Genomic DNA, 13,968 nt, shown 5'->3' on the forward strand with positions numbered 1-13,968 from the left:
TTCATGTTTTATAGCAGTGAAAGCGAGCTTGAAAGTAACCAATCTGCAATTGAAGATTTTTTTGAAAATACACTGGTTAAATCTAACTTAAAAACATTGCATGGCACATTATTTTACACCTATGCAAAACCCATTAATGCAAAAATGGCGTTAGTTATTAGCTCTGGCAGAGTCGAAGGGGCTGATAAATATAAAGAGCTGCTGTGGGAGTTTTATAACAATGGGTATGCCGTTTTTATAATAGACCATCAAGGTCAAGGTCGCTCTTATCGGCATTTGAAAAACAAGCACAAAGGTTATGTTCAAAACTTTCAAGATTATAGCGCAGATCTAAACCAGTTTACCGAAGAGGTAGTCAATACTCACTGGCAAGGTAATAAAGCGTTAATTGCGCATTCAATGGGAGGAGCGATTGCTCTGCATTATTTAGCAACCTATAAGCATGATTACAAGGGGGTATTTTTGTCAGCTCCGATGTTAAATATTTTTACTAAAAAGGTGCCTCGCTTTTCTACCACTTTGGCTGTCAACATAGCTAAAATGCTGGGTTTTCAATACAGCTATGCATTTGGGCAAAAAAACTATACTCCCCCTAGTTTCGACCTAAACGTGCTAACCAGTAGTACAGTACGTTACAAACAATTTAGGCAAACCTATCACGCTACGCCAGCCTTACAACTCGGCGGAGTAACTTATGGATGGTTACATGCGGTCATTAAATTTTTGCCATTAGTAGATAAGTTAAATATCACTATTCCCATGTATATAGCCAAAGCCGAAAAAGATGAAGTAGTTAATAATACGGCACTTGATAAGCTGGCAAACAGTCATGAAAATGCATCAATTGAAAGCTTCAAAGATGCAAAGCACGAACTTTTTTTTGAACGAGACGAAATTCGTAAGCCAGCACTAAAAAGCATGTACACATTTTGTGAATCTATTAATGTTTAACAACGACAGATAATGGGTCGAGGTGGATAAGTATATCAACCTCAGACTCAAAGCAATCGGCTATCATTTTTTCCACTTCATCGGCTACATTGTGGGCACGAATTAACGATAAATCGTCATCTAATTCTAGGTGCATTTGCATAAACTTAATTTTTCCACCTTGTCGCGTGCGAATACCATGCACCCCGTGTACATCAGCATGTTTTTTTGCTATATCAAAAATACTTTGTTTTTCTTCGTCCGGCAGTTCTTTATCCATTAAATGATCAGCACTGTCGCGTGCTATATCCCAGCTGTTATAAAGTAAATAGCCTGCTACACCAATAGCAAATAGCGGATCGGCATATAAAACGCCATAATACGAAAGCAAAATAGCAAGTAAAACCGCGGCATTTAAAATTAAATCGCCTTTGTAATGTACCGAGTCTGCTTTAATAGCAATAGATTCGGTATGCTTTACCACTTTAATTTGAAAAAACACAATCACTAACGTACATGCAATAGCAAATAGGCTCACCCACACACCAAACAATGAATGACTAAGCACGATTGGATTAAATAAGCGCTCAATACCATGAAACGCCAATAAACAACCGGACCCTGCTATAAACGCAGCTTGACCAAGTCCTGCAAGCGCTTCTGCCTTACCGTGACCAAAACGGTGGTCGTCATCAGCTGGGCGCAACGCATAGCCAAGCACCAAAAAGCTCATGGCAGTGGCGGTAATATCCATTAATGAGTCAGTTAAAGAGCCAAGCATAGAGGCCGAACCCGACGCCAACCACGCCCAGGTTTTAGCGGCTATCATTAAGCTCACCATTACCATGGTCACTATGCTTGACGTTTTAACCCAAAATTCGTAACTGCGATGATGCACGTTAATATTCACTACTTACGGTATTCAATGGCGCGAGTATATCATTTTTTTTACCGGTTTCGTGTATACTGCCACTCGACAAATTATAGATTATTAGAAAGGCGCAATATGCTGGATATCGTTTTATATCAACCTGAAATCCCACCCAATACAGGAAATATCATACGCTTGTGTGCAAACACAGGTTACTCATTACATTTAATTGAACCGTTAGGTTTTGAGTGGGACGATAAGCGAGTAAAACGTGCCGGGCTTGATTACCACGAATTTAGTAATGTTCAGCGCCACGCCTCGTTTGAAGCATACCTTGAAAAATGCCAACCTAAAAAAGTGTATGCATGCACCACTAAAGGCAGCCAACTTCATCACGAAGCGAGTTATGAAGCCGGTGATTGCTTAGTGTTTGGACCCGAAACTCGCGGCCTTCCTGACGATATGATTCAAGCGCTACCTAAAGAACAACGTGTGCGTATTCCTATGCAGGCCAATAGCCGTAGTATGAACCTATCAAATTCGGTTGCTGTATTTATTTACGAATCGTGGCGACAATTAGGGTTTGTTGGAGGTAAGTAATACCATTTTGATTAATTGTTCTATTTTAAGGTTGGAAAAACGTGTTGATAGCCAGGCAAAAACTGGCTATTAAGTTGTTATAAATGAAAATTTTTAACAACGGCAACAACACGTTTAGCTCCGTAAAATGAAATAAGTATTATTGCACATTGCTATAATGCTAGGCTCAGCAAATTAAAGCCTAGCAATAAGGCTGAGATTATTCAGCCTTTTGTTCACGACCTAATAGAGCCATAGCAGCTTTTTTCATATCTTTATTTTCATAAAGTACTTGATATATTTGCTCAGTAATGGGCATTTCAACACCGGCGCGTTGTGCTAATAAATATACTTCTTTAGTATTTCTAAAGCCTTCAACAACTTGCCCGATAGACTCAATAGCAGCGTCTACCCCTTCCCCTTTACCCAATGCCAAACCAAAGCGGCGATTGCGAGATTGGTTGTCGGTACAGGTTAATATTAAATCGCCAAGTCCGGCCATCCCCATAAAGGTTTCTTGCTTAGCCCCTAAAGCACAGCCTAAGCGTGTTAGCTCGGCCAAACCACGAGTAATAAGTGCAGTACGGGCATTAGCACCAAACCCCACCCCATCAGACATACCAGCACCAATGGCTATTACATTTTTAACGGCACCACCTAGCTGAATACCAATAAAGTCATCGTTGTTATACACGCGAAACGAGCGCCCACAATGGAGTAAATCTGCAAGTTGCTGTGCAAACTCCGTTGAGGTAGAAGACACGGATATAGCGGTGGGTAAACCCATTGCCATTTCTTTTGCAAAGGTTGGGCCTGATAAAACCGCAAGCGGTATCTCATCACCCAGTTCTTGCAGTGCAACCTCTTGCAGCAAGCGCCCCGTATTTGGCTCAAGCCCTTTTGTTGCCCACGCCACTTGTGCACCTTCAACCAGCGCTGGTTTAATTTGCTGCAATGTATCGGCAAAGGCATGGCTTGGCACAACCACAAGTACAATAGCACTGCTGGCTACGGCTTGTTGTAAATCGGCTTGTAATAAAAGAGTGTCAGGGAATGGTACATCAGGAAGGTAACGTTGATTTTTCCGCTCAGCTGCAAGCGTGGCAACGTCGTCGCTATTGCGACCCCAAAGTGTCACTTGGTGACCATTTCGGGCTAAGCAAATAGCAAGAGCGGTGCCATAAGACCCCGCTCCTAATACAGTAACAGCTGAAGTTGCTGTACTCATAAGTTATGCGTCTGCTGAAACCTGCTCAGCTTGCGCAGTACGTTGTTGCATGTATTGTGCAAATAACGCATCAAAGTTCACTGGCGCAAGGTTAAGCTGTGGGAAAGTACCACGGTTAACAAGATTAGATACGGCTTCACGCGCATATGGGAATAACACGTTAGGGCAGTATGCACCTAGCATATGTGCTAGTTGTACTTCTTCAAGCTCGCCAACAGTAAAAATACCGGCTTGTTGAATTTCGCATAAAAACGCAGTTTCTTCACCAATAGAGGCTGTAACAGTTAATGCTAAAACAACTTCAAATACACCTTCGTCGAGCTTATTAGAGCGTGTGTCTAGGTCTAGTTTAACTTCTGGCGTCCATTCTTTTTGAAAAATCGCAGGCGAGTTAGGTGTTTCAAACGATACATCTTTAGTGTAAATACGTTGAATGGCAAATTGTGCGCCACCTTCTTGTGCTGCTGCGTTTTGATTTTCTTCGTTCATTGTGCTTCCTACGTGTTAGTTTTTATAATTAAAATTAAGCATTTAGCTTAGCGTCAAGTTTACCTTGCGCTTCAATAGCCATCATGTCGTCGCAGCCACCAATATGTTCATCATTAATAAAAATTTGCGGTACTGTGCTTGCGCCACCTGCTTTAGTAATCATTTCGTCGCGAAGCTCTGGTTGTACACCAATATCAATATTTGTGTACTCAACGCCTTTACTGTTTAAAAGTGCAAGAGCACGTTGGCAAAATGGACAATACGCTTTGGTGTATAAAACAACATTACTCATAATAAATCCTCTATCGGTTCTACTAAACTGATTAGCGACCTGTTGTAGTTGGAAGGCTGGCAGATTGCCACGACCCCATACCACCTGATAATACATAAACCGATTCAAAGCCTGCTTTATGCATTGCATTAGCAGTACCTTGAGCAGTCATGCCTGTGGCACATACTAATATAATGGGTTTGCTCTTGTGCTTTTCAAGGCTTGAAAAGTCAGATTGTTTTGCTTTTTCAGGGCTTAAGTGTTCAGCACCGGCAATACGCCCTGCGTTAAATTCTTTTTGAGCACGAATATCAACTACTTTGCCATCTTCACGGTTAATGAGAAGTGTTAATTGCTGTGGGTTTATTTCTCTCACTGCTGAAAACTTACTCTTTATCCAGCCGCTTACAATAAGAAATACAAGACCAACCCAAGCAAGGCTTAAAATAGGATGATTTGTAATAAATTCAATATATTGATCCATTCTACTTCCACTATGAAATTATGTTCTAAACCTAATATTCTAGGTATTTTGTACTTTAGCCACGCAAGTATACCCAAACCAAGTTAAATTGCGAGTTTGCTGCGGTTTAAAAACACATAAAGCGCCCCATATTATAAAAGTAAGAGAAAAATTTAATATCTTGTTTTCAATGCTGATCCTGGCGTTAAAACACGGTATGCTAAAACTAACCAGATAACCTTTTCGGTGCACAGTGCCCATCAACAGGTGCTAATTTTCAGGAGCTATTATGACAGAGCATAAAAAACCACTGGTATTAATGATTTTAGACGGTTGGGGATACCGCGAAGATGAGCAAAGCAATGCAATTCTTGCTGCCAACACTCCCGTTTTAGATAACCTATGGGCAACCCGCCCACGCACATTAATTTCAGGCTCAGGTTTAGATGTGGGCTTACCTGAAGGGCAAATGGGTAACTCAGAAGTAGGCCATGTAAATTTAGGGGCCGGCCGAATTGTTTATCAAGACTTTACTCGCATTACTAAAGCAATTAACGATGGCGAATTTGACTCAACCCCTGCACTTGTTGAAAACATCGATAAAGCAGTAGCAGCAGGTAAGGCCGTGCATATTATGGGTTTATTAAGCCCAGGTGGTGTTCACAGCCATGAAGATCATATTGTTGCAAGTATTCAATTGGCTGCTAAGCGCGGTGCAAAAGAAGTGTATTTTCATGGCTTTTTAGATGGCCGCGATACACCACCGCGCAGTGCTAAAGCATCAATAGAGCGTATAGAAGCCTTATTTGCTGAGCTAAATTGTGGTCGCTTAGCGTCACTTGTAGGCCGTTATTACGCCATGGACAGAGACAATCGTTGGAACCGTGTAGAAAAAGCCTACAATGTAATGACGCTAGGTGAAGGCGAGTTTAACTATGCTGATGGCGTATCGGCATTAGAAGCCGCTTATGAGCGCGACGAAAACGATGAGTTTGTAGCACCAACCACAATCACACCACAAGGTACTGAAGCTGCACAAATTAATGACGGTGACACCGTAATTTTTGCTAACTTTAGAGCCGACCGTGCCCGCGAAATAACCCGCGCCTTTGTAGAGCCAGAGTTTGATGGTTTCACCAAGAAAAAATCACCTCAGCTAAGCGCATTTGTAATGATGACAGAATATGCAGCTGATATTGATGCCCCAGTCGCATTTGGCCCTACCCCACTGGTGAACGTATTAGGTGAATGGCTTGAAAAGAACGGCAAAACACAACTGCGTATTTCTGAAACAGAAAAATACGCCCATGTTACGTTTTTCTTTAGTGGCGGACGCGAAGATGAATTTGAAGGTGAATCTCGCGAGTTAATTCCTTCGCCACAGGTTGCAACTTACGACTTACAACCAGAAATGAATTCAGAAATGCTGACCGATAAACTTATTGAAGCTATTAAAAGCGGTAAGTTTGATGCCATTATTTGTAATTACCCAAATGGTGACATGGTAGGTCACTCTGGTGTATTTGAAGCTGCAGTTAAAGCTTGTGAAGCTGTTGATGCGTGTATAGGTCGAGTAGTAGAAGCGCTAGCTGAGTATGGCGGTGAAGCGCTTATCACAGCCGATCACGGGAATGCAGAGCAAATGGCCAATGCCACTACAGGTCAAGCACATACAGCTCACACCAGCGAGCCAGTGCCATTTATTTATGTAGGGCGCGATGCAACTCCGAGCGAAGGTAAAGCACTAAGTGATGTAGCGCCTACAATGTTACACCTTATGGGCATGGAGCAACCAAGCGAAATGACCGGCACGCCAATCATGACGTTGAAATAACACATGAGCAAACCAGTAAATTGGTTTAGTGTTTATACATTGGTATTGGCTTCGTTAGTGGTTGCACCTGCAACCGCTAACGAAAACCGCACTAAAAAAGACCTATCAGAAGTGCAATCTGCATTAGAGCAAAGCCAAGCAGAGTACAACGCACAACGAAAAAAAATTGCCGCACTGCAAAAAAACTTAAAAAAACACGAGCTAGAAATAGCTAAAAATGCCAAAGCCCTCAATATGGCTGAGCAATCAGTAACAGAAACCGAGCAAAAACAACAAGCACAACAACAAAAAGCACAGCAATTAAAAGCGCAACATGCAAAATTTCAAGCTGTTTTAGCGGCCCAGCTAAAAAGTGCTTACATGGCTGGGGGCGACGACTACCCCAAAATGTTGTTAAACCAGCAAGACACGGCTAAATTTGAGCGTACACTAAGCTATTACAACTATTTAAATAAAGCACGCATAGAGCAAATTGAAGAACTTAAAGTACTGCAGCAGCAAATTGCAGATAACCAAGTAGCACTTGCCAAAACCAAACAAAAATTAGCCGCTTTATTCGAAGAACAAAAAAGACGCCAAAACGCGCTAGTAAATGCACAAAGTGAGCGCCAAACTAATCTTAAAAACTTACAAGCGCAGCTTAATAGTACTAAAAGCTCGATTAACTACTTAAAAGACAACGAGCAAACATTAATCACCACCATTGAAGAACTTGAACAAGAAAAAACTCAAAAAATTGAATTACTCGGTCTTAATAAAAGTAAAGGCAAGCTTAATTGGCCCAGCAAAGGCAAGCTAAAACACACATTTGGTCAACGCAAACATGGCGGCATAGACTGGAAAGGCGTGTTAATTGGTGCTAAAGAAGGCACTAATGTGAACAGTATTAATAATGGCCAAGTTGTATTTGCAGATTGGCTTAAAGGCTTTGGCTGGGTTATTGTAGTTGATCATGGTGAGGGCTTTATGAGCCTGTATGGGCATGCACAAACGCTATTAAAAGATGTGGGTGACATGGTTCGAGAAGGCGAAACGTTGGCATTAGTAGGTCAAAGCGGCGGGCAGTCGAGTTCTGGTCTATACTTTGAAATACGCCACAAAGGACGCGCAGTAAATCCTGTTAAATGGTGCAGACGTATTTAAGTGAATAAAACAGCTGCACCGCATTAGGAGCAGCTGATGACTCAAAAAATACCACAAACACGCTCATTTCCCTCTTCTCGTACGCGCTATTCGTTTTTTTTGTGCGCACTTGTATGTATTGCTGCTTTTAGTTTTAGTAACTCGTTACTTGCCAGCTCAATTAAAGATCTTAAAAGTCAGCAGATATCTGAAATACTTTTTAATATTCAAGCCTATTATGTTGATGACTTATCAGTTACTAAAAATGCACAAAGTACCTTTAACAATCAGCAGGTAGAAATTTTACTCGACCAGCTCGACCCCTACTCGAAATACCTCAACGAAGATGAACTAGACGCCCTATTTAATAACACTAATGGTCATTACACTGGTGTGGGTATTGAAGTGAAAGACATTGAGAGCGAGATAACTATTATTGGTGTAGTTAAAAACTCCCCAGCACAAAAGGCTGGTATTTTAGCGGGTGATATTATTGTTAGTGTTAATAATACAAACACGCAAACACATAGCTTAGAGCAAGTAGCCGCGTTGATAAAAGATACCCGCTTTAACACAGTACAGCTAACAATAAAGCGCATAGGGCAGCAGCAACCACTTAGCTTTTTGGTAAATCGCAAAGAAATAAATTTAGAAAGCGCCACAAGCCAATTACTCGACTCAGGCATGGGGTATTTAGCCATTAATACTTTTTCTAATCACACCCTACATGAAGTGGCGCTGCAGGTAGCTGCACTTAAAAATGATTATCGCATGCCACTTAAAGGGTTAGTGATTGATTTACGTGACAACCCCGGTGGTACTTTACAAAGCGCAGTGGCGGTAGCGGATCTATTTTTACAAAGTGGCACTATAGTAACCACTAAAGGGCGCTACTACGACGCTAATCAAGCCTACTACGCTAAACGAGGCGACATACTCAAAGGCATACCTATTGTGGTACTTATTAATGAAAATTCAGCCTCTGCGGCTGAAATACTCGCAGCCGCTTTAAAAGACAATAAGCGCGCCACTGTGGTTGGTAACCAGTCTTATGGTAAAGGCTCGGTGCAATCTTTGATCCCACTTGGTGATGGTAATACAGCGCTAAAATTAACAACTGCTAAGTACTTTACACCAGCAGGCGTATCGATTGAAGGCGTAGGAGTTACCCCTGATGTAGCAATTGCACAAGCAACCCTTCCACAATCAAATAAAGCCGTTATAATAAAAAATGAACAGAACAAAAATGCACCACAATTTGAACATGAAATACTAGGCGACTTGCAGTTAGTAAAAGCTAAGCAATTACTTAGCATGCAATAGTAAATCTCAATAAATAAAAAGATAATAAAAACTATAAACGTGAAAATAACAAAATGGCTGTTGTTGGTTATTTGCTTTGTATCTAGCACTGCTTGGGCAAAGCAAATAGCCATCGTAATTGATGATATTGGTTATCATCAGCGAGATTTAGAATTTCTTACCTTACCAGGGCAATTGTCGTATTCAATTTTGCCCCACACACCCTACTCTCAAATTTTTGCCTCGCTTGCCAGCCAAGCAAATAAAGAGCTTTTATTGCATGTGCCAATGCAGGCCTTAAACGGCAAAGCACTCGGGCCAGGTGGGCTTACTGTTGATATGGACAAAGAACAACTACAAAAAACTTTAGGTACTGCACTGGCAAGCTTACCGCAAGTAAAAGGGGTTAATAATCATATGGGGTCGGCACTCACCCAGCAGAGCCAAGCTATGAAGTGGACTATGGAAGTACTAAAAAAACGTAACTTATTTTTTTTAGATAGCCGGACTACCGACTTAAGCCAAGCGCAAAATGCGGCAAATTTTATCGGGGTTGAAAATATTGGCCGCCATGTGTTTTTAGACAATATAACCACACATGAGCAGCTGCAGCAAAGGCTGGAGGAGCTAAAATATAAAGCGACTAAGCATCACTTTGCCATTGCGATTGCCCACCCCTACCCAGAAACCATCGACTTTTTACGCCAGGCACTGCCTAAGCTCACCGAGCAAGGTTTTGAATTAGTCCCGGTATCGCAATTAGTACATAAAAAGTATATACAATTAGCACAGGCGCAAGGAAAAGGGATCAACGCTAGGTAGCTACGGGTGGCCTTTTAAGCGCATTTAAGTCATACAAGTAAGCTGACAAAAGAAAAATTAATAGCTAAAAACGTTGATAAAAATACTTACAGCCACAAAGCAAAAGCCCCGCATATTTATGCAGGGCTTTTTAAGTTTCAAATTTTTTGCGCTATTAGCTCATAGCACTTTGCAGCTTTTTCATCGCTGTTTTTTCTAGCTGGCGAACACGCTCAGCAGATACACTGTACTTTTCTGCAAGCTCTTGAAGTGTTGCTTTGTCATCAGACAACCAGCGCGCACTTACAATGTCTTGCGAGCGTTCATCTAGCGTTTTAAGTGCGCTAAATAAACGAGTATGTGACTGCTCTTGCCATTGTTGCTGCTCAATATCGTCAGCTAAATCGGCAGAGCCATCTGTTAAATATTGTACTGGTGAATACGTACTTGTTGGCGCGTCGTCGTTATCGTCGCCCGTTAAGTCAAAACCCATGTCTTGGCCGCTCATGCGCGATTCCATTTCACGAACTTCTTTTTCACTCACACCTAGCTCATTCGCTACAGTGCTCACTTCTGCTTGGTTAAACCAACCTAAACGTTTTTTGTTTTTACGAAGATTAAAAAACAATTTACGTTGCGCTTTAGTGGTCGCAACTTTTACGATGCGCCAGTTTTTAAGCACAAACTCATGAATTTCTGCTTTAATCCAATGAACAGCAAACGATACTAAGCGTACACCCACACTTGGGTCAAAGCGCTTAACGGCTTTCATCAGGCCTATATTGCCCTCTTGGATTAAATCGGCTTGTGGCAAACCATACCCCGAGTAGCTTTTAGCAATATGTGCTACAAAGCGTAAATGCGACATAATGAGTTGCTTTGCAGCACTAAGATCGCCTTCTTCTTGAAGTCGTGTTGCTAGCTCTTTCTCTTGTTCAGCTTTAAGCATAGGAATTGTGCTAACCGCTTGAAGGTAGCCGTCCATGCTTGCGCTTTGTTGCCCAACTGTAAGTGCCATTGCGTATAAATCTTTACTCATTTTTCACCTCGGTGATAAACATTTGAAACCATCTTAGCACTCTTTCTCTAAGAGTGCTAACCCCAATTTAAAACTTTTTTTAAGAGTAAATCAAGTGGTTTTTTAGCGTATGTTAAGTCTACTACATACGGCTGAATAAGTGATGAACTAAGGGATTGCTAGAGATTAGCGTAAGCGTAACAGTGCATTTACAACTAATCTCATTTGAGGATAATAATATACAAACATGACATTTTTGAGTCAGCCATTAGCAGGCATATTTACACTTTGTCTGGCTCAATTTCTTTAATATATCGGTTAACCGATAAGTAAGAACCAATAAAGCCTAAGCTAGTTGCGAGTAAAACTAATGCCCCAAACTCATTAAGCGTTAAACCAATTAACGAAAAGCTTGTTTGATACACGCCCGCAACGCTACTTACTGCACTAGTTAACCACCACATCATTAAGGCAATACAAATAAATGCAAACAAGCCCCCTATAACGCCATACCAAATGCCGGTCCACAAAAATGGAGCGTGTATAAACGTATTAGTAGCTCCCACTAGCTTCATTACTTGTATTTCTTCTTTTTTATCCATAATCGATAAACGAATTGTATTACCAATAATAAGTGTAACGGATGTAAGAAGTAATAAAGCAATTGTGATAACGCTTTCTTTTAATAAGTCTAATAATGCATTTAGGCGCTCAAGCCAGGCAATATCAAGCTTACCAAAGTCTACTTCGCGCTCGCTTTCAAGTTTAGTAAGCAGTGCTTTAGCTGCATTGGGCTGGCGATGTCGTTTAGTAGGTGTCACTAATACAACATCGGGTAGCGGGTTGCTATCTAGGTATTCTAAAGCTTGTCCAAACCCCGACACATCTTTAAATTCAGTTAGTGCTTGCTGCTTAGAAATAAATTCAACACTGTCTACCTCGGCGTAAAGTGCTAAACGCTTTACTAAGGTTTGTGTTTCTTGCTCGCTCATACTTTCTTTTACAAAAAGCGATATTTCACTGGCTTCTTCAAACCCGCTACTAACTTGTTGTACATTTTTTACGACTAAATACAGCGTAGCAGGTAATGTTAAACTTAGGCCAAGTACAGCAATTGTCATTAATGAAGCAAGTGGCGTACGCCACATTTCACCTAAGCTGTGCACCCCTTGGCGAAAAATATTAATAATAAAAAAATAACCACCCGCTATGGCTGATTTTTTTTGTTTATCGTTTGAGTTTTGGCGCCCTTTAAATAACAAACTCACAGTGTCCCCTCCGCAAGTGGGTCTTCAAGCATACGGCCATCTTTTAAAGTCAGGCTACGGTATTTTAAACGCGACACTAAACCAAGGTCGTGCGTTGCTATAAATACTGTCGTACCGTGTTTATTAAAATCTTCAAATAGCCTTAATATTTCCATAGAGAGCTCAGGGTCAAGGTTACCCGTTGGTTCATCGGCCAATAAAATAGGCGGAGAATTTACAATTGCTCTGGCAATGCCAACGCGTTGCTGCTCACCACCAGAGAGTGTAGAAGGATGGCATTTAACTTTATCTAACAGCCCTACTTTATCTAGCGCACCATGAACTCGTTTAGCTATTTGCTTATGATGGGTGCCTTCAATAATCAACGGCAGTGCCACGTTATCAAACACAGTGTAGCGCTCTAACAAACGATGATTTTGAAAAATAATACCAATATCGCGGCGCGCATAAGGAATTTGCCGAGAATTAACTTTATTTAAATCAACTCCATTAATTAGCACGTTTCCTGCAGAGGGGCGCTCCATTAAGCTAATGAGCTTTAATAAGGTACTTTTACCTGCACCACTGTGACCGGTTAAAAAAGCCAACTCGCCAGGCTTAATATGAAATGTAACTTTTTCGAGAGCGCGATGCCCACCCGGATAGGTTTTACTTACTTGCTGAAAATTTATCATTATTTATTGTGCCAGCCCCAAAATAGTAAATTGGAATTCCTTGCAATTAAAAAGGGAGCAAGCTCCCTTTTATAAATTATACATCATCCTCGTCTTGGCTAAATAACGCATCAATAAAGTCGTCGCTCTTAAACGCACGCAAGTCATCAATACCTTCTCCTACACCAATGTAACGAATAGGAATATTAAATTTATCTGCAACCGCAAATATAACCCCACCTTTAGCCGTACCATCAAGTTTTGAAAGAGTAATACCAGTTAAACCAACACACTGGTTAAATAAGTTTACTTGGCTAATTGCATTTTGACCTGTACCAGCATCAATGGTTAGCATAACTTCATGCGGTGCATCGGGGTCAATTTTCTTCATTACACGCGCTATTTTTTCAAGCTCTTGCATTAAGTTGTCTTTATTTTGCAAGCGCCCTGCTGTATCGGCAATTAATACATCTACATTACGCGCTTTAGCGGCTTGAAACGCATCAAATACAACCGATGCGCTATCTGCACCTGTGTGCTGAGCAATAACCGGAATACTATTACGCTCACCCCAAACCTGAAGTTGCTCAACAGCAGCAGCACGGAATGTGTCACCTGCGGCTAACATAACCGACTTACCTTCATTCTGAAATTGTTTAGCAAGCTTACCTATGGTGGTTGTTTTACCAACACCGTTTACGCCTACCATTAAAATAACAAATGGTTTTTTATCTGCGTTTATCTCTAGTGGTTGCTCTGCCGTTTTAAGCATAGCGGCCATTTCTTGTTTCATTAACTCATAAAGTGCATCACCATCTTTTAGCTGCTTACGATCAGCGGCATCAGTCAGGCTATCAATTAGCTTCATGGTGGTATCAACACCTAAATCGGCGGTGAGAAGCTGAGTTTCAAGATCTTCAAAAAGATCATCGTCTATTTTTTTACCGCTAAAAATAGAGGCAAAGCCCGAACCTATGTTTACGCGGGTTTTTAATAAGCCCTTTTTAAGACGGGAGAAAAAGCCTTCTTTTTTAGGCTTTTCGGTAAGTTTAGCTTCTTCTTTTGCCAGTTCGGCCGTTAGGCGCTCTTGCTCTAAACGCTCAGCTTCTGCTTGCTCTGCTGCAATACGTTCTTGCTCT

15 protein-coding genes are annotated in these 13,968 nt (G+C 41.2%); 6 read left to right on the forward strand and 9 right to left on the reverse strand.

What is annotated here, in order from left to right:
• The first annotated feature begins 3 nt into the window (after positions 1-3).
• A complete protein-coding gene (locus WDB87_RS01200; RefSeq protein WP_337848776.1) occupies positions 4-951 on the forward strand; it encodes an alpha/beta fold hydrolase in 948 nt (315 codons plus the stop codon).
• Here the strand turns inward: WDB87_RS01200 and WDB87_RS01205 are convergent.
• A complete protein-coding gene (locus tag WDB87_RS01205; protein ID WP_337848781.1) occupies positions 941-1,777 on the reverse strand; it encodes a cation diffusion facilitator family transporter in 837 nt (278 codons plus the stop codon). The two genes, WDB87_RS01200 and WDB87_RS01205, sit on opposite strands and share 11 nt — an antisense overlap.
• 159 nt (positions 1,778-1,936) lie before the next feature.
• On the opposite strand from WDB87_RS01205, the gene trmL reads away from it, so the two are divergent.
• Complete coding sequence (trmL, locus tag WDB87_RS01210) at positions 1,937-2,401, forward strand: tRNA (uridine(34)/cytosine(34)/5-carboxymethylaminomethyluridine(34)-2'-O)-methyltransferase TrmL (protein ID WP_286245376.1); 465 nt, start codon at positions 1,937-1,939, stop codon at positions 2,399-2,401.
• Positions 2,402-2,600: 199 nt separating this feature from the next.
• On the opposite strand, the gene gpsA is transcribed toward trmL, so the two are convergent.
• Genes gpsA through WDB87_RS01230 form a run of 4 tightly spaced genes read right to left on the reverse strand, consistent with a single transcriptional unit; the run spans position 2,601 to position 4,852 of the window.
• Entirely contained in the window at positions 2,601-3,608 is a 1,008-nt protein-coding gene (gene gpsA, locus WDB87_RS01215; RefSeq protein WP_286245377.1) for an NAD(P)H-dependent glycerol-3-phosphate dehydrogenase, read from the reverse strand.
• A gap of 3 nt (positions 3,609-3,611) precedes the next feature.
• Positions 3,612-4,097 (reverse strand): protein-export chaperone SecB, encoded by a 486-nt coding sequence (gene secB / locus WDB87_RS01220; protein ID WP_055014740.1) that lies wholly within the window; start codon positions 4,095-4,097, stop codon positions 3,612-3,614.
• A gap of 34 nt (positions 4,098-4,131) precedes the next feature.
• Positions 4,132-4,389: a glutaredoxin 3 gene (gene grxC / locus WDB87_RS01225; RefSeq protein WP_055014739.1), complete on the reverse strand. Its 258-nt coding sequence runs from the start codon at positions 4,387-4,389 to the stop codon at positions 4,132-4,134.
• 31 nt (positions 4,390-4,420) lie between these two features.
• Positions 4,421-4,852, reverse strand: a complete 432-nt coding sequence (locus WDB87_RS01230; RefSeq protein ID WP_286245378.1) for a rhodanese-like domain-containing protein — start codon at positions 4,850-4,852, stop codon at positions 4,421-4,423.
• Positions 4,853-5,120: 268 nt separating this feature from the next.
• Here WDB87_RS01230 and gpmM point away from each other — a divergent pair, with 268 nt between their 5' ends.
• The 4 genes from gpmM to WDB87_RS01250 are packed head-to-tail and all read left to right on the forward strand — an operon-like array spanning position 5,121 to position 9,911.
• Positions 5,121-6,665, forward strand: a complete 1,545-nt coding sequence (gpmM, locus tag WDB87_RS01235) for a 2,3-bisphosphoglycerate-independent phosphoglycerate mutase (protein ID WP_286245379.1) — start codon at positions 5,121-5,123, stop codon at positions 6,663-6,665.
• 3 nt (positions 6,666-6,668) lie between these two features.
• A complete protein-coding gene (locus tag WDB87_RS01240) occupies positions 6,669-7,808 on the forward strand; it encodes a murein hydrolase activator EnvC family protein (RefSeq protein ID WP_286245380.1) in 1,140 nt (379 codons plus the stop codon).
• Positions 7,809-7,844: 36 nt separating this feature from the next.
• On the forward strand, positions 7,845-9,110 hold the full coding sequence (locus WDB87_RS01245) for a S41 family peptidase (protein WP_286245381.1): 1,266 nt from the start codon (positions 7,845-7,847) through the stop codon (positions 9,108-9,110).
• A gap of 39 nt (positions 9,111-9,149) precedes the next feature.
• On the forward strand, positions 9,150-9,911 hold the full coding sequence (locus WDB87_RS01250) for a divergent polysaccharide deacetylase family protein (protein ID WP_337848777.1): 762 nt from the start codon (positions 9,150-9,152) through the stop codon (positions 9,909-9,911).
• 154 nt (positions 9,912-10,065) lie between these two features.
• On the opposite strand, the gene rpoH is transcribed toward WDB87_RS01250, so the two are convergent.
• The 4 genes from rpoH to ftsY all read right to left on the reverse strand — a co-directional run.
• Positions 10,066-10,929 carry an RNA polymerase sigma factor RpoH gene (gene rpoH, locus WDB87_RS01255; protein ID WP_004588621.1) on the reverse strand — a complete coding sequence of 288 codons (864 nt, stop codon included), beginning with the start codon at positions 10,927-10,929 and terminating at the stop codon, positions 10,066-10,068.
• A gap of 260 nt (positions 10,930-11,189) precedes the next feature.
• Complete coding sequence (ftsX, locus tag WDB87_RS01260; protein ID WP_286245384.1) at positions 11,190-12,176, reverse strand: permease-like cell division protein FtsX; 987 nt, start codon at positions 12,174-12,176, stop codon at positions 11,190-11,192.
• Positions 12,173-12,850 carry a cell division ATP-binding protein FtsE gene (ftsE, locus tag WDB87_RS01265; protein ID WP_337848778.1) on the reverse strand — a complete coding sequence of 226 codons (678 nt, stop codon included), beginning with the start codon at positions 12,848-12,850 and terminating at the stop codon, positions 12,173-12,175. Before ftsE ends, ftsX begins: the two co-directional genes overlap by 4 nt.
• Positions 12,851-12,926: 76 nt before the next feature.
• Positions 12,927-13,968, reverse strand: a 1,042-nt coding sequence (gene ftsY, locus WDB87_RS01270) for a signal recognition particle-docking protein FtsY (protein ID WP_337848779.1), incomplete at its 5' end; no start/stop codon positions are given.

This window comes from Pseudoalteromonas sp. C12FD-1, from assembly GCF_037414265.1.
Lineage (GTDB): Bacteria > Pseudomonadota > Gammaproteobacteria > Enterobacterales > Alteromonadaceae > Pseudoalteromonas.

What these genes read in the sequence shown, in the direction of transcription:
- WDB87_RS01200 (WP_337848776.1), top strand. Translation starts at nt 4, where the DNA reads ATGTTTTATAGCAGTGAAAGCGAGCTTGAAAGTAACCAATCTGCAATT.
- WDB87_RS01205 (WP_337848781.1), bottom strand. Translation starts at nt 1,777, where the DNA reads ATGGTAATGGTGAGCTTAATGATAGCCGCTAAAACCTGGGCGTGGTTG.
- trmL (WP_286245376.1), top strand. Translation starts at nt 1,937, where the DNA reads ATGCTGGATATCGTTTTATATCAACCTGAAATCCCACCCAATACAGGA.
- gpsA (WP_286245377.1), bottom strand. Translation starts at nt 3,608, where the DNA reads ATGAGTACAGCAACTTCAGCTGTTACTGTATTAGGAGCGGGGTCTTAT.
- secB (WP_055014740.1), bottom strand. Translation starts at nt 4,097, where the DNA reads ATGAACGAAGAAAATCAAAACGCAGCAGCACAAGAAGGTGGCGCACAA.
- grxC (WP_055014739.1), bottom strand. Translation starts at nt 4,389, where the DNA reads ATGAGTAATGTTGTTTTATACACCAAAGCGTATTGTCCATTTTGCCAA.
- WDB87_RS01230 (WP_286245378.1), bottom strand. Translation starts at nt 4,852, where the DNA reads ATGGATCAATATATTGAATTTATTACAAATCATCCTATTTTAAGCCTT.
- gpmM (WP_286245379.1), top strand. Translation starts at nt 5,121, where the DNA reads ATGACAGAGCATAAAAAACCACTGGTATTAATGATTTTAGACGGTTGG.
- WDB87_RS01240 (WP_286245380.1), top strand. Translation starts at nt 6,669, where the DNA reads ATGAGCAAACCAGTAAATTGGTTTAGTGTTTATACATTGGTATTGGCT.
- WDB87_RS01245 (WP_286245381.1), top strand. Translation starts at nt 7,845, where the DNA reads ATGACTCAAAAAATACCACAAACACGCTCATTTCCCTCTTCTCGTACG.
- rpoH (WP_004588621.1), bottom strand. Translation starts at nt 10,929, where the DNA reads ATGAGTAAAGATTTATACGCAATGGCACTTACAGTTGGGCAACAAAGC.
- ftsE (WP_337848778.1), bottom strand. Translation starts at nt 12,850, where the DNA reads ATGATAAATTTTCAGCAAGTAAGTAAAACCTATCCGGGTGGGCATCGC.